Source organism: Aeromonas sp. 96A, assembly GCF_051919165.1.
Classification (GTDB): Bacteria; Pseudomonadota; Gammaproteobacteria; order Enterobacterales; family Aeromonadaceae; genus Aeromonas; species Aeromonas veronii.
Map to the genome: position 1 here is coordinate 2,557,683 of NZ_JBQBFE010000001.1, position 25,441 is coordinate 2,583,123.

Sequence of the window (25,441 nt, forward strand, 5' to 3'; positions counted from 1 at the left end):
CCTATTCGTCGAACGGGTGATCGTGGATGGCGGCAAACAGCCGCGCCTGATTGAGCAGCGGCGCATAGTGGAAGGCATTTTCGCCATCTTCCGCCAGCAGATAGTCGGTAAGCTGTTCGCGCACCGCCTCTTGCAGGGTCTCCAGCTTCCACGGCTTGGCGAGGTAGTAGTGCAACCCGCCGCGATTGACCGCTTCGACGGTGGCCTCCAGCCCCGCTTGTCCGGTCAGCAGCAATTTGCGGCTGGCACGGGTGGAGGCTCGCCGGTTCAGCTCTACCAGGAAATCGACCCCCAGGGTTCCCGGCATGATGTGGTCACAGAGGATAAGCGCCAGCTTGTTGCCGTCGCGCTCCCACTCCTCGACCACCGCACGCGCCTCATCAACGCTCTCGGCGGCTTCCAGCTCGAAGTGGGAACGGAACGGGGCGAGATCGTGGATCACCGCATCCAGCACCTCCCGCTCATCGTCCACACAAAGGATCAGATAGTGTTTGTTCATTGCTCCTCCTTGGCGACATAGTTTGGCACGCCGCGCGATTGATGCTGACGACGGCTCAGGCCGCATGCTCCTTGTTGTGCTGAGGTTCGCCCCCGTAACCGGCCTGCCCCATGCCATCCAGCGGCAGACAGACCCGCATCCGGGTGTAACGGCCCGGTTCGGAGGTCACCTCGATCCGGCCGTGGTGCTGCTGAACTATCTGCAGTGAGACGCTCAGACCAATCCCGAGGCCGAAATGTCCCTCCCGCTTGGTGGTGAAGTTGAGATCGAAGATCCGCTGCCACAGCTCGGGCTCGATGCCGCAACCGCTATCCTCGATCTCCACCATGACCCACTCGGGATCCAGCAACCCGGTGCGGATGGTGAGTCGCCCCGGGCTGCTCATGGCATCCAGACTGTTGGCGATCAGGTTGGTCCACACCTGCTGCAGGGCGATGGGGTGACAGCGTACCAGCGGCAGCGGCTGGTACTCCTTGCAGAGCTCATGATGTTTGAGGCGATTTTCGAAAATCATCAGGGTATCTTCCAGCCCCTCGTGCAGGTCTACCAGCGAGGGCTCGGCCCGATCCTGCCGGGCATACTGCTTGAGGCTCTTGACCAGATCGCCGATGCGACGGGCACACACTTCGATATTGCGCAGGAAGCTGCCGGTCTGCTGGAACAGCTCCAGCCGGGAGAGCAGCGCCTCCCGCTCGTCGGCAGTGCGGCTGGCAAACCAGCGCTGCCAGTTCAGCTCGTCATCCAGATTCATCTGCACCGCCAGCCGCGCCTGCTGGCGATCACCAAAGCGCCCCTCTGCCTGCCGAGTCTTGTCACGGGTCTCGCTGGTCGAGACCGGCTGGGAGGAGAGCGCCTGACAGAGGGTCTGGTTGCCCAGCCCCTTGATGGGGGCAGGCAGCTCGAGATTGACCAGATCGGGGATGGCGGCCCGCAGGGTCTCGCTGCCACGGATAATGGCCGCCACCGGGTTGTTCAGCTCGTGGGCGACACCGGCCACCAGCTGACCCAGCATCGCCATTTTTTCGCTCTCCACCAGCTGGGCGTGAGCGGCGTCGAGGGAGTTGAGGGTCTGTTGCAGCCGCATCTCGGTGCGGATGCTGTTTTGCAGGCGACGGTTGAAGTGGCGCAGCAGCAGGTTGGTAAAGGAGGGGAGCAGTTCGCTGCGCGCCTGCATCACCCGGGAGAATTGCAGCTTGTCGAGCTTGATCACCTCGGCGCCGGTTAGGGTCACGCCGGTGGTGAAGGCGGGTTCGCCGGTGACGAAGGACATGCCCCCCACCAGCGAGCCGGTACGGTAGTGCACCACCTCCAGATCGATCCCCTGCTCATCCCGCTTGCGCAGCACCACCTCCCCCTTGGCGATAAACCAGAGGAAGCTGTTGGGCTCCCCCTCGCGGGTCAGCACATGGCCCGGACTGTAGTGGCGGCAGACCCGCCCCTCGTCATTGCCCTCGAAAAACTGGTAGAGGCCGTCGATCACCACCCGCGACAGCTCTTCATCGCTGCAGTGGGTGTAATCCATAAAGCCCTGCCGATAGGCTGCCAACTGGCGATCGACGTGGGCTCGCAGCAGCTTCTGGTTGTCGAGCACGGCAGCATAGCTCAGCAGGTCCGCCTCGGGACGCTGCAATACAAAGTGGCTCGCCTGCTCGATCACCGCCCGGCGCAGGCTGCCATCGCGCCAGGGGCGTTGCAGGTAGTAGTCGAGACGACCTAGGTTCACCGCCTCGATGATCGATTTCATCTCCGGCTGGCTGCCGAGCAGGATCTTGCGGCACGCCTCGTGACGGCTGCCGAGGCGGATCAGAAAATCAGCCCCTCGCCCATCCCCCAGCTCGCTGTCACACACCACCACGGCGGGTGGCTGCCCCTTGCGATCCAGCTCGTCCAAGGCCAGCTCCGCCGACCCCTGACCGACCACCACCACCAGCGCGAAATGGCCGAGCAGCGGAGCCAACTCCTGTTCGAATTCGGCCAGCAGTTGCACGTTGGCGGCGACACACAGCAGCGAGAAAGGGCTCATCAGCGACACTCCGTTGAGGCTCACTGCTCACTATATCAGCGAATCTTGTGGGGTTTTGCGAGGGGGCTAACAGCTGTCGCGGAAAGTGCACAAATAGATAAAACAGAAAACAACTGAATTTAATTCGACAATTAAATCAATAACAAAACAAAAGACAAAATGTGACAACAATCAAAAATATAAACCATGATGGAGGTCAACGCCTTATCCCTGTCATTACTACTACTATTGGACTAGTACTATGTAGGTAATTATTGACCGTAGGAAAACGCCGCCATGATTGGAAAACTGATAAGAAAAACCTGGTTCTGGCTCGCTGCTCGGGGCCCTGCTGGGTGTCGCGGCACTGGGTGTCACCGTGACCGTGCTGCACAAGACCAGCTCCACCGAATTCTGCGTCTCCTGCCACTCCATGCAGACTCCGCTCGCCGAGTATCAGGGCAGTGTCCACTTCCAGAACACCAAGGGGATCCGCGCCGAGTGCGCCGACTGCCACATCCCGGGCGACCCCACCTCCTACCTGTGGACCAAGATCCGCGCCGTGAAGGATATCTATCACGAGGCGATCGGCACCCTGGATACCCCGGAAAAGTATGAAGCCCACAAGCTGCGGATGGCCCAGTCCGTCTGGGACGAGCTGAAAGCCAACGACTCCGCCACCTGCCGCAGCTGCCACAGCTACGAGGCGATGGACATTCTGGCCCAGCGCCCCAATGCCCGTGCCGAGCACCCGGTCGCCATCAAGGAGAGCCAGACCTGTATCGACTGCCACCGCGGTGTCGCCCACATCATGCCTGACATGAGCGGCCTGGCTGCCGCCGGTGCCAGCGAGCTGGCGCAGGCTGCGGCCCAGACTCCGGCCAACGTCACCACCCGCTACGCCATCGCCACCACCCCGCTGTTCCTCGATGCCGCCGCCAAGACCGACGAAGGTACCCTGATGCCTTCGACCAAGGTGGAAGTGCTGGCCAACGAAAACGGCCGCGCCAAGGTGCAGATCGAAGGCTGGCAACAGGATGGTGTGAGCGAAGTGTTCTACGCCGCACCGGGCAAACGGATCCTCAGCGTACTGGTCGGCGATGCCGCCAAGAAAGCACTGGTCACCGGCCAGAGCGAAACCGACAGCGCCACCAACCTCACCTGGCATCAGGTCAAGCTGACCGCCTGGGTCGACCAAAGCCAGCTCATCGGCGATCAGGGCAAGCTGTGGCAATACGCCTCCACCCTGATGTCCAACAACTGTACCGGCTGCCACGGCCTCACCGCGCTGGATCACTTCAATGCCAACCAGTGGATCGGCGTCATCAAGGGGATGAATCTCGTACCTCCCTGACCCCGGAACAGGCTCGCATGTTGACCCAGTATGTCCAGAAACACGCCAGTGACATGAGCGCGGCCCACTAAGGCTGGCACAGAGGAAAACCGTTATGACTTTTTTCAATGACAAGAAGACCAATCTGTCCCGCCGCAACCTGCTCAAGGGGCTCGGCGCCTGCGCAGCCCTGCCCCTGCTCGGCGGCATTTTTCCCAAGAGTGCGCTGGCGCAAGCCATCAGCACCGCATTGAGTCAGTTCCCGACCCTGGTGCCCGCCCAGAAGGGCATTCTGACTGGCGCCCACTGGGGTGCTTTCGAGGCGATCGTCGAAGATGGCCGCATGGTGCGCGTCCAGCCGGTGGCCGATGATCCGGCGCCAAACGCTCTCATCGACATGGCGCCGTTCCAGGTCCACGCCAAGAACCGCATCAAATACCCCATGGTACGCAAGAGTTGGCTGGAGCACGGCCCGGGCGCCAAACCCGAGCTACGCGGTGCCGACGAGTGGGTGCGAGTGAGCTGGGACAAGGCGATCGAACTGGTGGCCGGCGAGATCCAGCGCGTGCAGAGTGACTTTGGTCCGCAGGCGATCCACGCCGGTTCCTATGGCTGGAAGAGCGTCGGCATGTTCCACAACAGCCGTACCCTGCTGCACCGCCTGATGAACCTCTCCGGCGGTTTCACCGGTTATGCCGGTGACTACTCCACCGGTGCGGCTCAGGTGATCATGTCCCATGTGATGGGCTCCATCGAGGTGTACGAGCAGCAGACCGCCTGGCCCAACGTGGTGGAGAACGCCGAATTGGTGGTGCTGTGGGGGGTCAACGCTCAGGTCACCCTGAAGAACAGCTGGAACATACCGGACCACGAAGGTCAGGCCGGTTTCATGGCGCTGAAAGAGAAGGGCACCCGCGTCATCAGCATCGATCCCATCTACAACGAGACCGCCAAGCTGGTCGGCGCCGAGTGGATTGCCCCGAACGCCTACACCGACGTGGCCATGATGCTGGGTGTGGCCCACACCCTCTACAGCGAGAAGAAGCACGATCAAGCCTTCCTCGATCGCTATACCGTCGGCTTCGACAAGTTCCTGAACTACCTGCTCGGCAAGGATGACGGTCAACCGAAGAGCGCCGAATGGGCGAGCACCGTTTGTGGCGTCGATGCCAAGGTGATCCGCCAGCTGGCTCTCGACATGGCCACCAAGCGCACCATGATCATGGCCGGTTGGGGCATGCAGCGTCAGCAGCATGGCGAACAGCCGAACTGGATGCTGGTCACTCTGGCCTCCATGCTGGGCCAGATCGGCCTGCCGGGCGGCGGCTACGGCTTCAGCTACCACTACTCCTCCGGTGGCAGCCCCACCGCCAAGGGTGGCATTCTGGCCGGTATCTCCGCCGGCAACGCACCGAAGAACAGCCCGGCTCCGATCCCGGTGGCCCGCATCGCCGACTGTCTCGCCAACCCGGGCAAGACCATCGACTTCAACGGCCGTAAGGTGACCTATCCGGACATCAAGCTGGTCTACGTGGCGGGCGGCAACCCCTTCCACCACCATCAGGACACCAACAACCTGCTGCAGGCGTGGCGTAAGCCGCAGACCGTGATCGTTCACGAGCCTTACTGGACGGCGACTGCCAAGCACGCCGACATCGTGCTGCCGGTCACCACCAGCTACGAGCGCAACGACCTGGAGATGGGTGGCGACTACTCCCAGCGCTATGTGTTCCCGATGCACCAGTGCGTGCCGCCCCAGTTTGAAGCCCGCAACGACTTCGATATCTTCAGCGCCATCGCCGCCAAGCTGGGGGTGCAGGAGCAGTACACAGAAGGGAAGGACGAGATGCTGTGGCTCAAGCAGATGTACGACGGCATGGCGGCGCAGGCCCGCGGCGCCCGCGTCGCGCTGCCGCCGTTCAACATGTTCTGGGAGTCCAACAACTACATCCGCTTCCCGATCCCCGAGGCCAACCGCCAGTGGATCCGTCACGCCGATTTTCGCGAGAACCCGCTGCTCAACCCGCTCGGCACCCCGTCCGGCAAGATCGAGATCTTCTCCAACACGGTGGCGGGGATGGGTTACACCGACTGTGCCGGCCATCCCAAATGGTATGAGCCCAAGGAGTGGGTGAAGAGCGAGGTGGCAGCGCGCTATCCGCTCTCGCTAAACACCTCCCACCCGACCCAGCGGCTGCACTCCCAGCTCGACAACACCCCGCTGCGGGACAAGTTCGCCATCGCCGACCGCGAAGCAATCATGATCCATCCCGCCGACGCCAAGGCTCGCGGCATCGCCCAGGGGGATCTGGTGCGCGCCTTCAACGAGCGCGGCCAGATTTTGGTGGGCGCCCTGCTCTCCGAGGATGTGCGCCAAGGGGTGGTGCGGATCTGCGAAGGGGCCTGGTATGACCCGGCCAAGCCGGGCGAAGCGGGCAGCATCTGCAAAAACGGCAACGTCAACTGCCTCACCTTCGACGAAGGCTCGTCCAGTCTGGCGCAAGGCAACTGCGGCCACATGGCCCAGCTGCAGATTGAGAAGTACACAGGCCCTGTGCTGGCCAATACCGCCCACGCGGTACCGGCCAACGGCTAAGGCGATTGCCACCCAATAAAAACGGCGCCATCAAGGCGCCGTTTCTTTATCTGTCTGCCAAAGCTCAGGCATGGTCGGGACGGGTTTAGAACTCCCCTTCCTCCATATACTCCTGCGCGCACTCCACCAGTTGTGGCCACAGCTCTTCCGGCACCCAGGCGTCCGGGTCATCTTCGTCCCCGTCGTACTGGCTCCAGAAATAGCGGCGCAGGCCGGAGGCAAACTCGTCGCTGATCTCGGCCAGCTCCGAGAGCGGCCCCAACCAGGCGATGCGACGCAGGCCGGAGGCGAGATCGTTGATGGCATCCATCAGGGTGCGATCGTCGAAGCTCTGCTCCACCAGCAGGGTGAAGCGCTCGCGCGCCTGCTCGGTCTGCTCCTCGTCCAGCTCGCCCACATCGGCCAGCAAGTCGACAAAATCTTCCAGAAGGAACGCGATCAGGCCATCCCTGTCTTCAAACCACTGGATCTGGGCGCCCTTGACCCCCAGCACAGAGGCATCAAACGAATCGTCAAGGTGACACAGTGCCCACGGATCGTCGGTCATGCTTCTCTTCCTCAGGCTTAAACAAATGCCATATGTTATGCCTAGCTCTCGACTCTTGCCACCTTGGGCAACGAGAGGGAGGCGGCCAGACCGCCCAGTTCGGCGCGGCCCATGATGAAACTGCCCCGATAGGCTTCCGCCAGATCGGAGACGATGTTGAGACCCAGGCCCGAGCCCGGCACCTTTTCGTCGAGCCGCACCCCGCGCAGCACCGCCTTGGCGATCTGATCCTCGCTCATGCCGGGGCCGTCATCCTCGATACGCAAGGTGATCCAGCCCCCCAGCTCGGCGCTGGAGATGCGCAGCTCGCTGGTAGACCACTTGAAGGCGTTCTCCAGCAAATTGCCCACCATCTCGTCGAAGTCCTGCTCTTCCACCCCGACCGCCAGATTGGCGGGCACCTGCAGATCCACCGTCTTGCCCGGATAGAGGCGGGAGAAGGCGCGGCAGATATACTCCACCCGCGCCCGCACCGGGGTCGAGACCCCGAGGATCTTGGCGGCGCCGGTCACCCGCGCCTTGCCGAGGTGGTAATCGATATGGCGCTGGATCTGGTCGAGCTGCTCGCCGATGGCGGCCTGATCCTCCGGCGGCAATTGAGCCACCTGATTGCGCATGATACTGAGCGGCGTCTTGAGAGCGTGGGCCAGATTGCCGGTGTGGGATCGCGCCCGCTGCAGCAGCTCGCCGTAGTGGTGCAGCAGCCGGTTGATATCCTCCACCAGCGGCTGGATCTCCAGCGGATAGCGCAGCCGGAACCCCTCCTGATGACCCTCGTGAACCCGCCCCAATTCGCGGCGCAGCAGGTGCAGCGGCCGCAAGCCGTAGACGATCTGGAACATGAAGCCGAGCACCAGACCGGCGGCGGCAAAGCCGAGACCGAGGAACAGGCTGATGCGGGTCTTGTTGAGGGTCTGGGTCAGGGCGCTGCTGTCCTTGGCCATCACCAGAGTGAAGACCCGATCCGAACCGGGCAGCAGCACGGTGCGGGTCATGATCAGCAGCGGCTCCTTGTTGGGCCCCTTGCCGACAAAGAGGTCGGGATCTCCAAACGCCGACTTGAGGCCGTCGCTCTTCAGGTTGGTATCCCACAGGGAGCGGGAGCGCCCCACCACATCGCGCCCCAGCTCCAGCTGCCAGTAGTAGCCGGAGTAGGGTTGATTGAAGCGGGGATCGGAGAGGGAGCCGGTGACCACCGGCAGGCCGGTTTTGGCCACTTCCAGCCGAGAGAGCAGATCATAGAGCTGCAGGCGAAGGCCGTCGGCCTCCGCCTCCTGCCAATAGTTGCGCATCATGGTCTGCAGGCTGAAGCCAGTGGCGAACAGAAACAGCCCGCACCACACCAGCGCGATGGCGACCAGTCGCCCCCGCAGGGTTCTGACCAGCCTCATTCGTTGATCCGGTACCCGAGGCCGCGCACTGTTTCAATCAGGTCTGGATTGGTTTTCTTGCGGATCCGGCCGATGAACACCTCCACCGTGTTGGAGTCGCGGTCGAAATCCTGAGCATAGATGTGGTCGATCAGCTCGCTGCGCGACACCACCTTGCCCCGATGCTGCATCAGGTAACCCAGCACCCGGAACTCGTGGGCAGTCAGCTTGATGGGGGTCCCTTCATACCACACCTGCGACGCAGCCATGTCGAGCCGCACCCCGCCGATCTCCAGAATGGAGCTGGCGTTGCCCGCTGCCCGGCGCACCAGCGCATGGACCCGCGCCACCAGCTCGGCCACCTGGAACGGCTTGGTCAGGTAGTCATCGGCACCGGCGTTGAGCCCCTCGATCTTCTCGTGCAGCTGACCACGGGCGGTCAGCACCAGCACAGGGGTATCGATCCCCTTGCTGCGCCACTCTTTCAGCACGCTCAGGCCATCGCGCCCCGGCAGGCCGAGGTCGAGAATGATGGCATCGTAAGGTTCGGTCTCGCCGAGGAAACCGGCCTCGTTGCCATCGTGGCAGAGGTCGGTGACAAAGCCGGAGAGGCGCAGCTGTTCGGCCAGCTGGCCAGCCAGAATTTTTTCGTCTTCAACAATCAGAATTCGCATGAACAGGCTTCCACACAGGGGTTATTCATCATCCTCGACCGGGGGCTTTGGCGGTTCGAACAGCCGCTCCAGATGGTGGCCCTTGGCCCACACCAGCTCAAGGTTGTCGGCCCGATAGGCTACCTTGATCACGCTGTTTTCCCGATCGATGACTCGCAGTTCATAGAGCCAGATACCATCCTCTTCCCCCAGATCCACCCGCAACACCCGCACCGGCAATCTGGCCGCCACCTCCATCATTTCATGGAAGGGCCGAACCCGTCCCTCATGGACAGCTTGCTGCAGCTGGGCTTCATCAGGCGTGACCGCCTGTGCCAGCAACGGCAGCAATAACCCAAGCAGAGGGAGCGCTCTATTCATGGATGATTCATCTCCAAAAACCTAACATAATGGCGTTTATAGTCTGCCAGCCATGAATCCGGAATGAATATGATCCCGCGCAGTTTCCTGCTGATCCTTTACCTGTTGAGTGCTACAAGCTGGGCGGCCCAGAGCCGTCTCGACATGGCCGGGCTGGTCAAACTGTTGCTGGCGCAAGGGTATCACGACATTCGGGAAGTGGAGCTGGAAGGGGACAAATTCGAGGTCAAAACCCTCAATCGCCAGGATCAGAAGGTGCATCTCATCGTCGATGCCTACACTGGCGAGATCAAACAACAAGAGGCCGATTAGGCCTCTTTTGCATTCCAGCGTCCCCGCATGGGGCGCAGCAGCTTCTCCCGCCTCGGCCAGAGCAGGGTGCAGGCCAGCAGCAGGTAAATGAGAGGCTCCCCCCAACCGCTCTTGAGCGACCACCAGTAATGCACCGGCACCAGCAGGGCGATGGCATAGACCCAGTTGTGCAGCTTCTGCCATGCGGCACCCATGCGGCTCTGCAATGCGGGCAGCGAGGTGATGCTGAGGGCGGCCAGCAGCAGCAATGCCACCGTCCCCACCACTATGTAGCTGCGCTTGACCAGCTCGCCGCCAATCAGGCCCCAGTCAAACTGCAGATCCAGCCCCAGCCACGCCATAAAGTGGAGCATCGCCCAAGCAAAACACCAGAGCCCGAGGGGGCGGCGCAGCTTGATGAGCTGCCCCTGCCGCCAGCGCTTGGCCAGCGGCGACACCAGCAGGGTTAGCAGCATCAGGTTGAGCGCCCCCTTGCCGAGGTAGTGGATAAGCTCTGGCACCGGATCGCCCCCCAGCAGACCTGCCGGAATGGCAAACCCCAGCCAGAGCAGGAAGCCGAGAGCGCCCAGATGCACCAGTGCCCGCAAGCCGTTGATATGGGCCGGTTTCAATCTCAGTACCATTGGCGCAGATCCATCCCCTGATAGAGCGAGGCGACTTCGTCACCATAGCCGTTGAATATCAAGGTCGGCTGACGCTTGGCGCCAAACACTCCGCCCTCGCCGATGAAACGCTCGCTTGCCTGACTCCAGCGCGGGTGATCTACCTGCGGGTTGACGTTGGCGTAGAAGCCATATTCGTTGGGAGCCAGCAGGTTCCAGGTGGTCGGCGGCATCTCCTCTACCAGCCGGATCGAGACGATGCTCTTGATGCTCTTGAAGCCGTACTTCCACGGCACCACCAAGCGGATCGGCGCGCCATTCTGGGCGGGCAGGGTCTTGCCATAGAGCCCCATCGCAAGGAAAGAGAGAGGGTGCATCGCCTCGTCGATACGCAACCCCTCAACGTAGGGATACTCGATTCCGCCCCCCAGACTGGAGGCCTGACCCGGCAGCTGTTTCGGATCAAACAAGGTTTCGAAGGCGACAAACTTGGCACGACTGGTGGGCTCGGCACGGCGGATGATCTCCGCCAGCGAGATGCCATTCCAGGGCAGTACCATGGACCAGGCTTCGACGCAGCGCAGCCGGTAGATCCGCTCCTCCAGCTCGCTCTTGTTGATGAGATCCCACACATCGAGTGTAAAAGGCTTGGCCACCTCCCCCTCCACCTTGAGGGTCCAGGGTTCGGGCTTGAGGTAATGGCCGTTGCGAGCCGGGTCGGACTTGTCGGTACCGAGCTCATAGAAGTTGTTGTAACTGGTAGCCTTCTCTTCCGGTGTCAGCACCAGATTGGCCGGGCGCTCAGCAGGCTTGCTGTTGAGCGGTTTGGTGGCTAATTGGGGAGCATCCTCTTTACCGCGCAGCAGATCGAGTACACCGGCCTGAGTGGGAAACGCCAGGGTGGCTGCGCCCAGACCCAGCCCTTTGAGAATAAGGCGGCGGTCCTGATAGACGGCTTCCGGGGTGACATCCTGTTCGGTGAGGGGGTGGGCGGTACGACGCTTGATCAACATGAAAAACTCCCGGGGCTGAGTGAGGCAGTATGGATAAGACCCGCCCCGGCAGATTTTTATTTCACACAAATTTACATCATGTGGTGCAGGGGCAGTGCCTTGGCCATGGTGCCGACCAGAAACAGGACTACGAACACCAGCAGGGGAACGATCACATTTGGCGCCATCAGACTCACTCCATGAGCAGGACAGGGCCTCTAACTATGGCCGACTGTCAGGCCGGTCACCAATGAATTTTTTTCGCGAGCGCAAGCGTATTCCTGAGTTGAAAAGGGTGATGAAGATCACACACAATTCGGCCCCCGCTTGCCGCCCCGATTGCCGGGGGTAGGCTGCCCATTTTGCGAAGCCAACTGAAGAGTCGCCCCATGAGCCCACTGATCGCCATCGCCATCACCACTGGAATTCTCTCCGCCGTCTGGGGCTGGATTGCCGTCGCGTTCGGCCTTATCTCCTGGGTCGGCTTTCTCGGCTGCACCAGCTATTTCGCGTCAAGCGGTGGCTACAAGGCGCTGCTGCAGACCATCTTCTGCAACACCAGCGGCATGCTGTGGGCACTGCTGCTGATCCATGGCGACAGTCTGTGGGGAGCGGGTGTGGCGGGTTATGTGATGACGGGGGTGGTCGCAACCCTGATGTGCGTACAGGCCAAGCAGCAGTGGCTCGGCTACATTCCCGGCACCTTTGCCGGTTGCTGTGCCACCTTCGGGGCAGCTGGCGAGTGGCGGCTGATCCTGCCCTCCCTCATCATTGGCGCCTTGTTCGGTTACCTGATGAAGGCGAGCGGCCTCTGGCTCTCCCATAAAACTCAAAAAGCCGATGCCGCTCCGACTGTGGTTGATCCCGCCTGATTTATCCCTTCGATTTGAAGTTTGCTGCTTCGATACCGTGCCGATTCAATAACTTGTAAAAATCGGTACGGTTTCTGCCCGCCATGTTGGCCGCCAGGGTCACGTTGCCCTCGGTGGTGCGCAGCAAGCGGATCAGATACTCCTTCTCGAATTCGGCCCGCGCCTCGTTGAACGAGGGGATGCCGCCGCCGCCGCCACTCAGGGCGGACTCCACCATGGAGACCCCGATCACCGGGCTGCAACAGAGGCTGGCGAGCTGCTCCACCACGTTGCAGAGCTGGCGCACGTTGCCGGGCCAGGCAGCGGCCGCCAGCATCGCCAGCGACTCGGGCGAAAAACCCATGGCGGCGCAGTCGCTGTGGCGGCTACGGTAATCGTCGAGCGCCTGACGGGCCAGCAAGGGGATATCCTCGCTGCGGGCACTGAGAGACGGCAAGGTGATATTGGCAACGTTGAGACGGTAGAAGAGATCTTCCCGAAAGCGCCCCTCCTCCATCGCCTTGACCAGATCCTGATGGCTGGAGCTGAGCACCCGCACCTCCGGCGTACCCTGACCATACTCCTCCATCACCTGCAGCAGCTTGGCCTGCAGGGATTCGGAGAGGCTGCCAATCTCGTCGAGAAACAGGGTCGCCCCCTTGGCCTGCTCGAACAGACCGGACTGGCCATCTTCACCAAACAGCTGCAAGTCGAGTGACGCCCACGGAATGGCGGCGCAGTTGATGGTATGAAGCGGCTTGTCGCGCCGCTGGCTGGCCTGATGCAGCGCCTGCGCCATCGCCCCCTTGCCGGAGCCTGACGGCCCCATGATCAGCACCGGCACCTCCATGGTCGCAATGCTATGGGCCTGGATCAGCAGCTGTTCCAGCTGGGGATTACGGGTCAGGATCAGCGACTGCCACTCCTGCTGCTGTTTCGGCCGCGTCAGACTCAGCGCATGTTCGATGGTGGCGAACAGCTCATCCTTGTTGATGGGTTTGGTCAGAAAGCTGAAGACCCCGGAGCGGGTCGCCTGAATGGCGTCCGGGATGGTGCCGTGGGCGGTCATGATGATCACCGGCAAACCCAGCCACTGGGCCTGGATCCGCTCGAACAGCGCCAGACCGTCCATGCCGGCCATCCGCAGATCGCTCAGCACCAGATCGGCCCGTTGCTGACGCAACCGGTCGAGAGCCCCCTTCCGCACTGTCGGCGGTATCCACTTCATAACCCTGACTGCGCAGCCGCATGCTCATCAATTTGAGCAGGCTGACGTCGTCATCCACCAACAGGATCCGGCTCATGGTATTACCTCACGATTCTCGTTCAGCTTGCGCTGGTTGAGCTGGTCGTCGATGGCGGTCAGCTGCTCGATCTGGCGGCGCAGCCGCTGGATCTCCTGACTCTGGTCATCGCGACGGCTGTCACGAGCTAGCAGCTGTTCGCCGAGGGCGATCCAGCTACGTAAAAAGGCCTGCGCATCGAGACCCAGTTCGGGCAGCATCTGCTTCAGGCGCGCCAGACCGACGGTGCGATTGGCCACAGATTCGGCGGGGTGGGAGTCCACCATGGCCAGACTGACCCGGCTCTCCAGATCGTCGGCCCCTTTCAGACGCTGACGCTCCTGCACCCGTTGCTGGGGGTGACTGGCCAGCAGCCAGTCGGAGTATTGCAGACGCACCTGCATCTCCTTGTTGGCAAACTCCATCCGCTTGGCAAAAGCGATATCGGAGGACTCCCGCTCTGCCTGTTGCGGCAGCAAGGAGCAACCCGCGAGCAGCCCTGCCATCAGAGCTGGAAATACGCGTTGTATCTTCATAGTCCTCATTTCAACGTCAACCTGAAACAGACATCCGCCTGTTCATCCTCTACCAGAACCAGTTCTCCCCCCAGGCTGTTGGCAGACTCACGGGCGATGGAGAGGCCCATGCCCGAGCCTTTCAGGAGGCCTTGCCGCACTGTGCTGCCTTGCTCGAAGGGTTCAAAAATGCGTTGCTGATCGGCCACGGGGATCTTGGGCCCCTCGTTGGCCACTTCCAGCCAGCTTATCTGTTCATCCTGCCCTGCCCTGATCCAGATATTGCCTCCGCTGGCGCCGTAACTGACGGCGTTGGAGAAGAGGTTATCGAGGATCAGTCGTAGCCGGTAGGGCTCCGCCCACAGGGTAACCGGCACGGTCGGCAAGTGTACACGGATCTGCTTGGACTCCAATGCCAGCCGGTACTCTGCAGAAAGTTCCGACAACATCGGCAGCAGGGGGACGGGCTCCAGTTCGAAGGCCTCCTGCTGACTGAGCCGGTTGAAGTCGAGCAGCCGCTCGATCAGGGTCTGCAAACGCCGACTGTTCTCGTCGAGCATCTGGCAGATCTCCAGCTGATCCGGCGTCAAAGGCCCGACCAGCTGCTCGCAGAGCAGATCCGTCCCTTCCCGCAGCACCGCCAGCGGGGTCTTGAGCTCGTGGGATACATGGCGCAGGAACTGGTATTTCTGCAGCTCCAGCACCTTGAGTTTGTCGTGCAGCCAGACGATCCGCTCCCCCAGCAATACCAGCTCGGCAGGGCCGTCAACCGGCTTGGGATCGGGTTCGACCCCGGCCCCCAGACTCAAGATGCGCGACTCAATCTGTCGTACCGGGTGGATGATAAGGTAGGTGAAGATAAAGACCATCAGCAGGCTGAGCGCCGCCACCGCTCCACTCACCCACCAGAGCTCGCTGGTCAGTCCGGCGATGGTGAGCTGCACCCGATCCATGTGTTCGTCAACCCGGCTGCGGGTGACTATTTCGAGCTGCTTGTTGGCATCGTTGAACTGCTCGAGCTTGTCTCCCGCTACCGCCGCCCGGGCCAACGCGGCATCCTGCAGGCTGTCGAGCCAGGCCAGCCCCTGATCGAGCCCGCTGTAGAGCTGGCCGTCGGTGATGGAGTTGCGATGTTCCGCCAGCAACACCCGATACCCGTCGAGTTGCTGCTGGTAGCTGGTGAGACTGCGGCGATCCCCCAACACCGCGAAGCGGCGCAAGGTGCGTTCGATATCGATGGCTTGCGCCGTCAGCAGGGTGGCGCGGCGGGTATCTTTGACCGCCCGCTCCATCTCGTCGCTGGTGAGCTGACTGAGGTGGGCAAGGGAGGTGCTGTTGTGCCAGATCATGCCGCCCAGCGGCATCAATACCAGCACAAATCCCATCAATACCACCTGCAGCAGGGAGCGTGGGCGAACCTTGGTCATCATCTCTTCTCTTGCATTCTCACCGGTGCGCCAGCATAGCCGCACCGCCCCAAAAAACAAAACCGGCCAACAGGCCGGTTTGTATTATCTGGATTGTGGTGATTCACGCCAACGCGACAGAGGCCAGACAGATAATCATGATCATCGCCAGCGCGCCCGAGGCGGTCAACAGCGCCCATTTCAGCTCCACACTCATGCAAACCTCCTTTCTGCCAATCAGTGCCGGATCACAATAGATAAGACAATGTTAAGCCATAGTTAATCCGATAACCGTGAGCTGCGTATACATTTCAGATGAGCCCAACCCAGGGAAGGTGAGCATGTTCTATCTGTGTAGCATTGGTTCCAATCTTGACCCGCATATCCATGTCAGCCGGGTGCTGGCCGAGCTGCTTGCGAACGTCGGCCCCCTGCGGCTGAGTTCGGTGATCCGCACCAAGCCGGTGGGAATGCACTCCAGCCACGACTTTCTCAACTGCCTGCTGGTGGTGGAGAGCCCGCTCGATGCCGCCCGCCTCAAGCAGTACTTTGTCGCCCTCGAAGTGGCTCACGGCCGGGATCGCAGCGATCCGCTCTGCAAGGTGCACGACCGGCCGCTCGACATCGATATTCTGGCCAGCAACAGGAGCGGTGACTTTGCCTCGACAGAGGTCGATTCCTATCTTGCGGAGCTGCTGGCCGAGCTCTATGGCCATGGCGAGGTGCATGACCCCAAGGTAGCGCTGCAAGTGACGCTCCCCGCCCCGTCGGGCAAGCTCAAACCCGGCAAAGGCTTGCTGACACGGCAGGTCGGGCTGGAGCCGTTGGTGCTTGGCAAATCTTCAGAGAGTGGCCAGCGCGCGTCCGCCATCTACCTTGATGCTGGCCCCCGTCATATAACTGTTCCCCATCAGTAACTGCACCGCCTGCCAGATGGGCTCCAGTCCCCCCTCCCGCGCCAGCGGTGTTTTCGCCAACACCTGCTGGCGCCATGCCTCGTCATGCTCGTCGAGAAACAGGATCGGCCCCGGCTCTATGGTGTTGACCCGCACCGCAGGCGCCAGCTCGCGGGCAAAGCTCATGGCCAGCGAATGGGCCCCTGCCTTGGTCGCCACATAGCTGGCAAAACGGGGGGCCGGGGCATGGATATAGATATCGGTGATGTGAATGATGCTGGCGTTGGGATTGCTGGCCAGCCGGGGGGCCAGCGCCCGGTTTAGCTGGAAGGGAGCCGCCATATGTACCCGGTAGAACTGCTCGAACTGGGCCAGTTGCGCCGCCGGATCAGTTGCCTGCGGCTCGAAGGCCGAGGCGTTGTGGATCACCAGCGTCAGATCCTGATGGGTCGCCAGCACATCGATCAGCTTGCCAACGTCCTCTTCCCGACCAAAATCCGCCTGCACGAGCTCGACCCCCAGTGCCGCCAGCGTGGCCAGCTCCGGCCGCTCGCTGCGATAACTGCCCGTTACCTGCCAGCCCGCTGCCACCAGCTGTTCACAGAGATAAAATCCGAGTCGACGGCCGCAGCCCGTAACCAATGCACGCATACGATCTCCTTTCCCTTTCATGGTCTTGCATGAACGAAGCCCGCCTGCCAGCGGATCACCGCCGATGGCTTGTGCCTATCAATCCCTGCGGCACAAGCCATTGGTCGCGGGCCACCCACCCGCGTCATAGTGGCGGCATCCCCCTCTTGCGGAGTCACCACCATGCTGAAAGTACACCACCACATGGGTCGCCTGACCCACTCCCTCACTGCCGGACTCGGCCTGGCCGAGGCGCTGGATCGCCTGCATCAATCGGGTCTTGGCGGCCTGCCGGTGCTGGATGAGCAGAAACGGCTTATCGGCTTTCTTTCCGAACAAGATTGCATCCCCAGCCTGCTCACCGGCAGCTACCACTGCGATACCCGCACCCGGGTGGAGGATCTGATGAACCGCTCGCCCCTCTCGGTAGGGCCGGATGAGAGCATTCTGGATCTGGCTCGCCAGATGGCCGACGCCAAGCCCAAGATCTACCCAGTGCTGCAACAGGGCAAGGTGATCGGCATCATCAGCCGCCGTCAGGTGATGCAGGTCCTCAACCAGCAGATGAAGGTGTGCCAGCAGACCTAGATCTGGTAACGCCCCTTGTCACCGATATCGAAGTGCAGGGGCATCCGCCACTTGGCCAGCGCCAGCAAGGTCAACAGGGCGCCGCAGACCAGCGCCACCAGTGCGGCGGCCCACTCCACCCGCAACCACTCCAGCAGCCATAACGCCGGCAGCAATACGGGCACCAGCTTGATGCCGGGAATGGCAAAACAAAACTGCTCCTTGAACGCCAGCCCGGAGAGGGTCGCCAAGGCCGCTCCCAGCACCAGCGCATCCGGTGCTCCTACCGCAGCCAGGGCCAGCGCGCCCCAACCAAATCCCTGCAGAATCAGGCGAATCCGCTTGTCGTAGATATGCAGCGAGAAGCCGCAGATTGCGCTTGCCACTGCCAGCGACATCAACCATTGTGCCGACGGAAGCAGTGCCATTCCGCTCAGCAGCGCCGCACCGCGGCAAAGCAGCAACAGAGCTGCCGCACTCAAGCCAAGGCGGTAGAGCGAGACGGTCAACTTGTCGACCCCGTCCAGCGGGCTCTCGATTTCAGGATTTGCCATAAACAGTCGCTTCTAACGGATCAGGTGCCATCCAATATACTGGAATCAGGTCTTGGAATATCTTCAAACGGGCTCAGGAGACGTTGTTTGCGTGTGATCCCCCTGTTTTGGTTGCTGTTTCCACTCGGATTGCCCGCCAAAGAGCTGGTGATCTGCGGCACCATGGAGCCCCCGCTCAAGTTTCTCGATGTCGATCAGAAACCCCGTGGGCTCGATATAGACATCGTCACCGCCATCTTCGACAAGCTGGAGACGCCCTTTCGGATCGAGCTGGCCGACTCCGGCGCCCGCCTCACCCGCAATGCCGAAACCGGCGCCTGTGACCTGGTGATGACCCACTCCTACAAGGCGGAGCGGGAGAGTTATCTCATCTATCCCCAGCAGGCCCATCTTCGCCACAGCTGGCACTTCTTCGTGCGCAAGACCGACCTGCTGAAGATCCGTTACGAGACGCTGGCCGATCTCAAACCCTGGCGCATCGGCGTGACCAAGGATTTCTCCTACACCCCAGAACTGGCAGCGGCCATGACTGACCCGGCCTATCAGTTTCAGGAGATCACCATGAACCAGCTGCAACTGCGCAAACTGCTGGCCGGACGCATCGATACCGTGCCCATGCCGCTGGTCACCGCCTTCACCCAAATCAAGGAGGAGGGGCTGACAGGCAAGGTCGATTACCTGCCCAAACCGCTCAAGAGCAGCCCCTACTTCAACACCTGGGCCCGCGCACGAGCGGATGCACAGACCCCCGCCCTGATGGCGGCCTACGATGCCGAACTGCTGCACATGAAGCGAAACGGCAGCCTCAAGGCCCTCTACGACAAATACGCCATCCCCTATATCGACCCCTGATCAGGGGTCAGGGTTTCACATCCCGCAGGATAGGGTTTTGCAGCGAAATCAGGGTTTCAGTGGACTGGATCTCGTCGATGGTCTGGATCTTGTTGATCAGCACTATCTGCAGCTCGTCGATGGAGCGGGTCATCACCTTCATGAAGATGCTGTAGTGGCCGGTGGTGTAGTAGGCCTCCACCACCTCGTCCAGCGCCTGCAGCTTGGCCAGTGCCGAGGGGTAATCCTTGGCACTCTTCAGATTGATCCCGATAAAGCAGCAGACGTCGTAACCCAGCTTCTTGGGGTTAACCTGCACCCTTGTCCCCTCGATGATCCCCGCCTGTTTCATCTTCTCCACCCGCACATGGATGGTGCCCGGGCTGACCGCCAGTTGTTTCGCAAGTTCGGCGTACGGGATCCGCGCATTCTCCATCAGAGCGGTGAGGATGGCCTGATCGAGATTATCGATCCGGTAATTTTCCGGCATTTTTTTGCACTCCCGTTGACGATATCTCATTAAAAAACGGCTTATTTTGAAGAAAAAAATACACGAAGCCTATTTCTATTATCGAATATTGAATTTAGTTGGCATTCCGTTGAAGAATCACCACATCCAACGGGGTTTGAAACAGGAATTCAGCATGAAACAGCACTACATTCGCAGCCAACAGCAGATCAGCTTCGTCAAAGAGATGTTCTCCCGCCAACTCGCCCAACAACTGGGTCTGATGGAGGTGCAAGCCCCCATTCTGAGCCGAGTCGGTGATGGCACTCAAGACAACCTCTCTGGCCACGAGAATGCAGTGCAGGTCAAAGTAAAAACCCTGCCGGAGCACAGCTACGAAGTGGTTCATTCACTGGCCAAATGGAAGCGCCAGACCCTGGGTCGCTTCGGCTTCGGCCCGGGCGAAGGGATCTACACCCACATGAAGGCGCTGCGTCCGGATGAAGACAAGCTCACCCCCATCCACTCCGTCTACGTGGATCAGTGGGACTGGGAGAAGGTGATGCCGAGCGAGCGCCGCGATCTCGCCTATCTGCAGGAAACTGTGCGCGGTATCTGGGCCGCTATCAAAGCCACCGAGCGCGCGGTCTGTGCCGAGCACGAGCTGACCCCCTTCCTGCCAGCCGAGATCCAGTTCCTGCACAGCGAAGAGCTGCTGGCCCGTTACCCGGATCTCGATGCCAAGGGGCGCGAGCGTGCCATCGCCAAAGAGCTGGGGGCCGTGTTCCTGATCGGCATCGGCGGTGCCCTCTCCCACGGTGAGCGTCACGATGTGCGTGCCCCGGACTACGACGACTGGAGCAGCCACAGCGAGCTGGGTCTGGCCGGTCTGAACGGGGACATTCTGGTGTGGAACCCGGTGCTGCAAGACAGCTTCGAGATCTCCTCCATGGGGATCCGGGTCGATGCCGAGGCGCTGCGCCGCCAGCTGGCTATCACAGGCGATGAGGATCGCCTGCAGTACGACTGGCACCAGGATCTGCTGGCCGCACGGATGCCGCAGACCATAGGCGGCGGCATAGGCCAATCCCGTCTGGCCATGTTGCTGCTGCAAAAAGAGCACATCGGTCAGGTGCAGGTCGGTGTGTGGCCAGCCGAGATGAAAGCCGCCATCCCGGGCATGCTGTAAACGCGTTGATTTCATCGGTCTGGCCTGCGCGCAGTGGCTCGCGGGTCAGCCCTGAAGGTGTGTGGCGGTGCGGACTGAACGAGCGCAGTCCGAACATGCTGTAAGTCGCGTGGTCATCCCTGATGGCCCACGGCGAAACCGGGGCTTGCCCCTGCGACCCGCTCAACCCACGCAAGGTCGCGTCACTACATTCCTCCCGGCAATCTTCGGATTGCCGTTTTTTTGCGCCCGAATCCCCGCCACCAGATATGACAACGCCAGCCCGAGGGCTGGCGTTGCAAACATCGATACAGAATCGGTTACTGGGTCATGGTCAAGCCGTTGCTGTCGGCCCCCAGCAGCAGTTTCTTGCCGGGGACGATGCGGCCGGAGAGTAGCGCCTGCGCCAGCGGGTTCTCCACCTTCTGCTGGATCGCCCGTTTGAGAGGCCGCGCCCCGTAGACGGGGTCGAACCCGGCATGCACCAGCTTCTCGAGCAGCGCTTCGCTCACCTCCACCTCGTAACCCTGACCCTCGAGACGGCCCATCAGGCTCTTGAGCTGGATCCGGGCGATGGACTTGATGTGATCCTCGCCAAGCGGATGGAACACCACCGTCTCGTCGATCCGGTTGATAAATTCCGGCCGGAAGCTGCGGGTCAGCACATCCATCAGCATGGCCTTCATCTCGTCGTAATCCTTCTCGGAGTGGTGCTCCTGAATCAGATCCGACCCGAGGTTGGAGGTCATGATCACCACCGAGTTGCGAAAATCGACGGTACGACCCTGACCATCGGTCAGGCGGCCATCATCAAGCACCTGCAGCAGGATGTTGAACACGTCCGGGTGTGCCTTCTCCACTTCATCCAGCAGGATCACCGAGTAGGGGCGACGGCGTACCGCCTCGGTCAGATAACCGCCCTCCTCGTAACCCACGTATCCCGGAGGCGCCCCCACCAGACGGGCCACGCTGTGTTTCTCCATGAACTCCGACATGTCGATCCGCACCATGGCGTCCTGGGTATCGAACAGGAACTCGGCCAGCGCCTTGCACAGCTCGGTCTTGCCCACCCCGGTGGGCCCCAGGAACAGGAAGGAGCCGATGGGGCGATTCGGATCGGAGAGTCCGGCACGGGAGCGGCGAATGGCGTTGGAGACCGCATCGACCGCCTCCTCCTGGCCAATCACCCGGCTGTGCAGCTGCTCTTCCATCCGCAGCAGCTTGTCGCGCTCCCCTTCCAACATGCGGGCGACCGGAATACCGGTCCAGCGGGCCAGCACGTCGGCTATCTCCACATCGGTGACCCGGTTGCGCAGCAGGCTGGTCTCCTGCATCTCGGCCTGGGTGGCGAGATCCAGCTGTTTCTCCAGCTCGGGGATGCGGCCATATTGCAGCTCGGACATCCGACCCAGGTCGCCTGCGCGGCGGGCGACATCGAGATCCTGACGAGCCTGCTCAAGCGCCGCCTTGATATGCTGGGTACCGGCGAGGGCGGCCTTCTCGGCCTTCCACACTTCGTCCAGCTCGTTGTATTCCCGATCTTTTTCGCCAATCTCCTGATTAATCAGCTCCAGCCGCTTGCGGCTGGCGTCATCGTCCTCCTTCATCAGCGCTTGCTGCTCCAGTTTGAGCTGGATGATGCGCCGCTCGAGACGATCGAGCGCCTCCGGCTTGGAGTCGATCTGCAGCCGGATGCTGGCCGCCGCCTCGTCGATGAGGTCGATGGCCTTGTCTGGCAGCTGGCGATCCGCGATATAGCGGTGCGACAGCTGGGCCGCCGCCACAATCGCGGGGTCGGTGATCTGCACATGGTGGTGCAGCTCGTAACGCTCTTTCAGGCCACGCAGGATGGCGATGGTATCCTCCACGCTCGGCTCTTCCACCAGCACCTTCTGGAAGCGACGCTCAAGCGCTGCATCCTTCTCGATGAACTGGCGATACTCGTCCAGGGTGGTGGCACCGACGCAGTGCAGCTCGCCCCGTGCCAGCGCAGGCTTGAGCATGTTGCCCGCGTCCATGGCCCCTTCGCCCTTGCCGGCGCCGACCATGGTGTGCAACTCGTCGATAAAGAGGATGACGTTGCCCTCCTCCTTGGCGAGATCGGTCAGCACGGCCTTGAGCCGCTCTTCAAACTCACCGCGATACTTGGCACCGGCCACCAGCGCCCCCATGTCCAGCGACAGCACCCGCTTGTTTTTGAGCCCTTCCGGCACTTCGCCGTTTATGATGCGCTGGGCCAGCCCCTCGACGATGGCGGTTTTACCGACACCGGGAGCACCGATCAGCACAGGGTTGTTCTTGGTACGGCGTTGCAGCACCTGAATGGTGCGGCGGATCTCGTCATCACGGCCGATCACCGGGTCGAGCTTGCCGATTTCGGCCCGCTCGGTCAGATCGATGGTGTACTTCTCCAGCGCCTGGCGGTTCTCCTCGGCGTTGGCATCCTCCACCTTCTTGCCGCCACGCACCTTGTCGATGGCCGCTTCCAGTTTCTCCTTGGTCAGCCCTTGGGCGCGCAGCAGCTCACCCAGCGTTCCCTTGTCGTCGAGGGAAGCCAGCACGAACAGTTCGGAGGAGATGAACTGATCCTTGCGCTGCTGGGCCAGTTTGTCGCAGACGTTGAGCAGGCGGCCGAGGCCGTTGGAGAGCTGCACGTCCCCTTCCACACCGCTCACGCGCGGCAGGCGATCCAGCTCCTCGCCAAGGCGGGAGCGCAGGGCATTGATATCCATCCCGGTCAGAGTGAGCAACGGACGGATGGAGCCGCCATCCTGATTGACCAGTGCGGTCATCAGGTGAACGGGTTCGATAAATTGGTGGTCACGACCCAGTGCCAAAGACTGGGCATCAGAAATAGCAATCTGGAATTTGCTGGTAAGGCGATCGAGGCGCATTGCACTCCCCCTTCAAACAGGCAGACGCCGCTTGCACGGCAAACAACATAACTTTCTGAGATGAAAGATGAGGCCCGTACGGGCTATTTCAAGGGCATGGGCTGGTTATTTTTTCTGCAAAGCGGGGAGAGGGCAGGATCCCCGCCTCTCTCATACGGATCTGTTCTTGAGAGAGACGGGGTATTAGTTGGTGGGTGATTGCTTAGCGGGCCAACCAGATGAGGGAGGCCATCCGGCCGGTCTGGCCGTTGCGACGATAGGAGTAGAACTGCTCGCTATCGCTGAAGGTGCAGTATTCGCCACCATAGACGGCGGTAACGCCAGCGCGGGCGAGGCGCAGCCGCGCCAGCTGGTAGATATCTGCCAACCATTTCCCCTCATTGGACGAAGGGACGAACGCCGTTTCTGCTTCAACCTGCTCCGCCATAAAAGCCTCGCGCACCTCTCCCCCCACTTCAAATGCAGTGGGGCCAATGGCCGGGCCCAGCCAGGCCAGGATCTCGCCCGGCTCGCAGCCCATGGCGGCGATACTCGCCTCCAGCACGCCCTCTTTCAGTCCACGCCAGCCAGCATGGGCGGCGGCCACCACGGTACCTGCCCGATCGCAAAACAGCACCGGCAGACAGTCAGCAGTCATCACGATGCAGGCCTGATCCGCCTCATGGGCGCAGGCAGCATCGGCATCCGGCGCCCGCTCATAATGGCTGCTGACCGGATGAACCACGGTGCCATGCACCTGATTAAGCCAGTTGAGGGGCCCCGGGATGGCGGCCGCCTGCTGCAAGCGGGCGCGGTTAGACTCGACTCGCGCCGGTTCGTCACCCACGTGGGCCCCCAGATTGAGACCGGCAAAGACCCCTTCACTGACGCCGCCATCCCGGGTGGTCGACAACGCCCTGACACACGCCGGGGCTGGCCAGTCGGGTTCGATCCATTTCATCTGTGACTCCTTCAATTCACCGATATAAAAACGGGGCTCCTGCAAGGGAACCCCGATTGGCATCTGTTCGGGCCGGATGACGCCAGAAACCGACGCAGCAGGCCCTATCACATCAGTTCCAGACCAGATCATCCGGATTGGCGAGCGTATCCGCGCGCAGCACTTCCATCAGCTCCACCATGTCTTGCGGTGTAGCTGAATGCCACTGCATCACTTCACCCGTGATGGGGTGAGCCAGTTGCAGCATGGTGGCATGCAGCGCCTGACGGTTGAAGTTGCGCAGTGCCTGGGTCAGCTCGGGGGTCGCGTTGCGCAGCGGGCGCAGACGGCCACCGTAAGCGGGATCGCCCACCAGCGGGTGTTTGATGTGCGCCATGTGGACACGGATCTGGTGGGTACGGCCGGTCTCCAGACGCAGACGCAGACGGGTGTGGCCACGGAACTTCTCGTGAACCCGGTAGTGAGTTACGGAAGGACGACCATTGGGCACCACGGCCATATGGGTACGCTGGGTCGGGTGACGGCCGATGGGCGCATCGACGGTACCACCTGCGGTCATGTGACCGATGGCGATTGCTTCGTACTCACGGGTGATCTGGCGCGCCTGCAACGCTTCCACCAGATGGGTCTGGGCGGGTACGGTTTTGGCAACCACCATCAAACCTGTGGTGTCTTTATCCAGACGGTGCACGATACCGGCGCGAGGTACCTCGGCAATGCCGGGGTAGCGGTGCAGCAGGGCGTTGAGGATGGTGCCATCCGGCGTACCTGCGCCCGGGTGAACCACCAGACCGGCCGGTTTGTCGATCACCAGAATGTGTTCGTCTTCGTAAACGATGTTGAGCTCGATATCCTGCGCATCGAAGCGGGTGTCATCTTCCAGCTCTACATCCACATGCACCTGCTGCCCGGCCAGAATCTTCTCGCGCGGGGTGTTGGCAACCTGACCGTCCAGGGTCACTCTGTCCTGTAAAATCCACTCCTTGATGCGGGTGCGGGAGTAGTCTGGAAACAATTCGGCCAGGGCCTGGTCGAGTCGCTGCCCGAATTGGTGATCCTGGAATTCGCCTGTCAGTTCAATATGCTGGCTCATGTATGGTCTCTTGAGCGGGGGGTATCAATTCGAAATAATCCGGGTATTCTAGCTTTTCTTTTAGCCAAGCATAACGGA

24 protein-coding genes and 2 pseudogenes are annotated in these 25,441 nt (G+C 61.4%); 8 read left to right on the plus strand and 18 right to left on the minus strand.

All coding sequences use genetic code 11. From position 1 onward, the window contains the following. Nucleotide 1: 1 nt before the first annotated feature. The gene (locus ACTG2W_RS11710) at nucleotides 2-499 is read right to left on the minus strand and encodes a response regulator (RefSeq protein WP_005341867.1); all 498 of its coding nucleotides are present in this window, start codon (nucleotides 497-499) and stop codon (nucleotides 2-4) included. Nucleotides 500-554: 55 nt separating this feature from the next. After that, on the minus strand, nucleotides 555-2,522 hold the full coding sequence (locus ACTG2W_RS11715) for an ATP-binding protein (RefSeq protein WP_106844270.1): 1,968 nt from the start codon (nucleotides 2,520-2,522) through the stop codon (nucleotides 555-557). Nucleotides 2,523-2,798: 276 nt separating this feature from the next. On the opposite strand from ACTG2W_RS11715, the pseudogene ACTG2W_RS11720 reads away from it, so the two are divergent. Further along, nucleotides 2,799-3,926, plus strand: a pseudogene (locus tag ACTG2W_RS11720) (NapC/NirT family cytochrome c). Nucleotides 3,927-3,949: 23 nt separating this feature from the next. Further along, nucleotides 3,950-6,430, plus strand: a complete 2,481-nt coding sequence (gene torA, locus ACTG2W_RS11725; protein WP_106844272.1) for a trimethylamine-N-oxide reductase TorA — start codon at nucleotides 3,950-3,952, stop codon at nucleotides 6,428-6,430. A gap of 85 nt (nucleotides 6,431-6,515) precedes the next feature. On the opposite strand, the gene ACTG2W_RS11730 is transcribed toward torA, so the two are convergent. The 4 genes from ACTG2W_RS11730 to ACTG2W_RS11745 are packed head-to-tail and all read right to left on the minus strand — an operon-like array spanning nucleotide 6,516 to nucleotide 9,381. Then, a complete protein-coding gene (locus ACTG2W_RS11730) occupies nucleotides 6,516-6,977 on the minus strand; it encodes a hypothetical protein (protein ID WP_005339830.1) in 462 nt (153 codons plus the stop codon). A gap of 41 nt (nucleotides 6,978-7,018) precedes the next feature. Continuing rightward, nucleotides 7,019-8,368 carry a sensor histidine kinase gene (locus tag ACTG2W_RS11735; protein WP_106844273.1) on the minus strand — a complete coding sequence of 450 codons (1,350 nt, stop codon included), beginning with the start codon at nucleotides 8,366-8,368 and terminating at the stop codon, nucleotides 7,019-7,021. After that, nucleotides 8,365-9,021: a response regulator transcription factor gene (locus ACTG2W_RS11740; RefSeq protein WP_005339826.1), complete on the minus strand. Its 657-nt coding sequence runs from the start codon at nucleotides 9,019-9,021 to the stop codon at nucleotides 8,365-8,367. The genes ACTG2W_RS11735 and ACTG2W_RS11740 overlap by 4 nt, the downstream gene beginning before the upstream one ends. A gap of 21 nt (nucleotides 9,022-9,042) precedes the next feature. Next, nucleotides 9,043-9,381 (minus strand): PepSY domain-containing protein, encoded by a 339-nt coding sequence (locus tag ACTG2W_RS11745; RefSeq protein WP_005341875.1) that lies wholly within the window; start codon nucleotides 9,379-9,381, stop codon nucleotides 9,043-9,045. Nucleotides 9,382-9,444: 63 nt separating this feature from the next. On the opposite strand from ACTG2W_RS11745, the gene ACTG2W_RS11750 reads away from it, so the two are divergent. Further along, complete coding sequence (locus ACTG2W_RS11750; protein ID WP_106844274.1) at nucleotides 9,445-9,693, plus strand: PepSY domain-containing protein; 249 nt, start codon at nucleotides 9,445-9,447, stop codon at nucleotides 9,691-9,693. On the opposite strand, the gene msrQ is transcribed toward ACTG2W_RS11750, so the two are convergent. Then, the gene (msrQ, locus tag ACTG2W_RS11755) at nucleotides 9,690-10,316 is read right to left on the minus strand and encodes a protein-methionine-sulfoxide reductase heme-binding subunit MsrQ (RefSeq protein ID WP_106844275.1); all 627 of its coding nucleotides are present in this window, start codon (nucleotides 10,314-10,316) and stop codon (nucleotides 9,690-9,692) included. The two genes, ACTG2W_RS11750 and msrQ, sit on opposite strands and share 4 nt — an antisense overlap. Beyond that, nucleotides 10,307-11,308 (minus strand): protein-methionine-sulfoxide reductase catalytic subunit MsrP, encoded by a 1,002-nt coding sequence (msrP, locus tag ACTG2W_RS11760; protein ID WP_106844276.1) that lies wholly within the window; start codon nucleotides 11,306-11,308, stop codon nucleotides 10,307-10,309. Before msrP ends, msrQ begins: the two co-directional genes overlap by 10 nt. 368 nt (nucleotides 11,309-11,676) lie before the next feature. Here msrP and ACTG2W_RS11765 point away from each other — a divergent pair, with 368 nt between their 5' ends. Beyond that, entirely contained in the window at nucleotides 11,677-12,159 is a 483-nt protein-coding gene (locus ACTG2W_RS11765) for a DUF1097 domain-containing protein (protein WP_106844277.1), read from the plus strand. Between the two features lies 1 nt (nucleotide 12,160). Here ACTG2W_RS11765 and ACTG2W_RS11770 read toward each other — a convergent pair. The 4 genes and pseudogenes from ACTG2W_RS11770 to cydH form a co-directional block, all read right to left on the minus strand. Continuing rightward, a pseudogene (locus ACTG2W_RS11770) lies at nucleotides 12,161-13,442 on the minus strand (sigma 54-interacting transcriptional regulator). Next, nucleotides 13,439-13,966 carry a hypothetical protein gene (locus tag ACTG2W_RS11775; RefSeq protein ID WP_374884394.1) on the minus strand — a complete coding sequence of 176 codons (528 nt, stop codon included), beginning with the start codon at nucleotides 13,964-13,966 and terminating at the stop codon, nucleotides 13,439-13,441. The pseudogene ACTG2W_RS11770 and the gene ACTG2W_RS11775 overlap by 4 nt, the downstream one beginning before the upstream one ends. Beyond that, complete coding sequence (locus ACTG2W_RS11780) at nucleotides 13,963-15,363, minus strand: sensor histidine kinase (protein ID WP_106844337.1); 1,401 nt, start codon at nucleotides 15,361-15,363, stop codon at nucleotides 13,963-13,965. The genes ACTG2W_RS11775 and ACTG2W_RS11780 overlap by 4 nt, the downstream gene beginning before the upstream one ends. A gap of 103 nt (nucleotides 15,364-15,466) precedes the next feature. Then, nucleotides 15,467-15,559, minus strand: coding sequence for a cytochrome bd-I oxidase subunit CydH (cydH, locus tag ACTG2W_RS11785; protein WP_005339800.1), 93 nt, complete (start codon nucleotides 15,557-15,559; stop codon nucleotides 15,467-15,469). A 124-nt stretch (nucleotides 15,560-15,683) separates the two neighbouring features. Between cydH and ACTG2W_RS11790 the strand changes: the two genes are divergently transcribed. Next, nucleotides 15,684-16,259 carry a 2-amino-4-hydroxy-6-hydroxymethyldihydropteridine diphosphokinase gene (locus ACTG2W_RS11790; protein WP_106844279.1) on the plus strand — a complete coding sequence of 192 codons (576 nt, stop codon included), beginning with the start codon at nucleotides 15,684-15,686 and terminating at the stop codon, nucleotides 16,257-16,259. On the opposite strand, the gene ACTG2W_RS11795 is transcribed toward ACTG2W_RS11790, so the two are convergent. Then, nucleotides 16,185-16,889, minus strand: coding sequence for an SDR family oxidoreductase (locus ACTG2W_RS11795; protein WP_088870349.1), 705 nt, complete (start codon nucleotides 16,887-16,889; stop codon nucleotides 16,185-16,187). The genes ACTG2W_RS11790 and ACTG2W_RS11795 overlap by 75 nt on opposite strands. 162 nt (nucleotides 16,890-17,051) lie before the next feature. On the opposite strand from ACTG2W_RS11795, the gene ACTG2W_RS11800 reads away from it, so the two are divergent. Then, nucleotides 17,052-17,456, plus strand: a complete 405-nt coding sequence (locus ACTG2W_RS11800) for a CBS domain-containing protein (RefSeq protein WP_106844280.1) — start codon at nucleotides 17,052-17,054, stop codon at nucleotides 17,454-17,456. Here the strand turns inward: ACTG2W_RS11800 and ACTG2W_RS11805 are convergent. Next, the gene (locus tag ACTG2W_RS11805) at nucleotides 17,453-17,989 is read right to left on the minus strand and encodes a DUF2301 domain-containing membrane protein (protein WP_106844281.1); all 537 of its coding nucleotides are present in this window, start codon (nucleotides 17,987-17,989) and stop codon (nucleotides 17,453-17,455) included. The two genes, ACTG2W_RS11800 and ACTG2W_RS11805, sit on opposite strands and share 4 nt — an antisense overlap. An 87-nt stretch (nucleotides 17,990-18,076) precedes the next feature. Here ACTG2W_RS11805 and ACTG2W_RS11810 point away from each other — a divergent pair, with 87 nt between their 5' ends. Then, nucleotides 18,077-18,841: a substrate-binding periplasmic protein gene (locus tag ACTG2W_RS11810; RefSeq protein ID WP_106844282.1), complete on the plus strand. Its 765-nt coding sequence runs from the start codon at nucleotides 18,077-18,079 to the stop codon at nucleotides 18,839-18,841. 7 nt (nucleotides 18,842-18,848) lie between these two features. On the opposite strand, the gene asnC is transcribed toward ACTG2W_RS11810, so the two are convergent. Then, complete coding sequence (asnC, locus tag ACTG2W_RS11815; RefSeq protein ID WP_005339783.1) at nucleotides 18,849-19,310, minus strand: transcriptional regulator AsnC; 462 nt, start codon at nucleotides 19,308-19,310, stop codon at nucleotides 18,849-18,851. Nucleotides 19,311-19,464: 154 nt separating this feature from the next. Here asnC and asnA point away from each other — a divergent pair, with 154 nt between their 5' ends. Continuing rightward, the gene (gene asnA, locus ACTG2W_RS11820; RefSeq protein ID WP_101530914.1) at nucleotides 19,465-20,457 is read left to right on the plus strand and encodes an aspartate--ammonia ligase; all 993 of its coding nucleotides are present in this window, start codon (nucleotides 19,465-19,467) and stop codon (nucleotides 20,455-20,457) included. 299 nt (nucleotides 20,458-20,756) lie between these two features. Here the strand turns inward: asnA and clpB are convergent, their stop codons facing one another. From clpB to rluD, 3 genes are all read right to left on the minus strand, one after another. Beyond that, on the minus strand, nucleotides 20,757-23,330 hold the full coding sequence (clpB, locus tag ACTG2W_RS11825; RefSeq protein WP_106844283.1) for an ATP-dependent chaperone ClpB: 2,574 nt from the start codon (nucleotides 23,328-23,330) through the stop codon (nucleotides 20,757-20,759). 202 nt (nucleotides 23,331-23,532) lie between these two features. Beyond that, nucleotides 23,533-24,270, minus strand: coding sequence for a peptidoglycan editing factor PgeF (gene pgeF / locus ACTG2W_RS11830; protein WP_106844284.1), 738 nt, complete (start codon nucleotides 24,268-24,270; stop codon nucleotides 23,533-23,535). 112 nt (nucleotides 24,271-24,382) lie between these two features. Then, entirely contained in the window at nucleotides 24,383-25,363 is a 981-nt protein-coding gene (rluD, locus tag ACTG2W_RS11835; RefSeq protein ID WP_106844285.1) for a 23S rRNA pseudouridine(1911/1915/1917) synthase RluD, read from the minus strand. Between the last annotated feature and the right edge of the window lie 78 nt (nucleotides 25,364-25,441).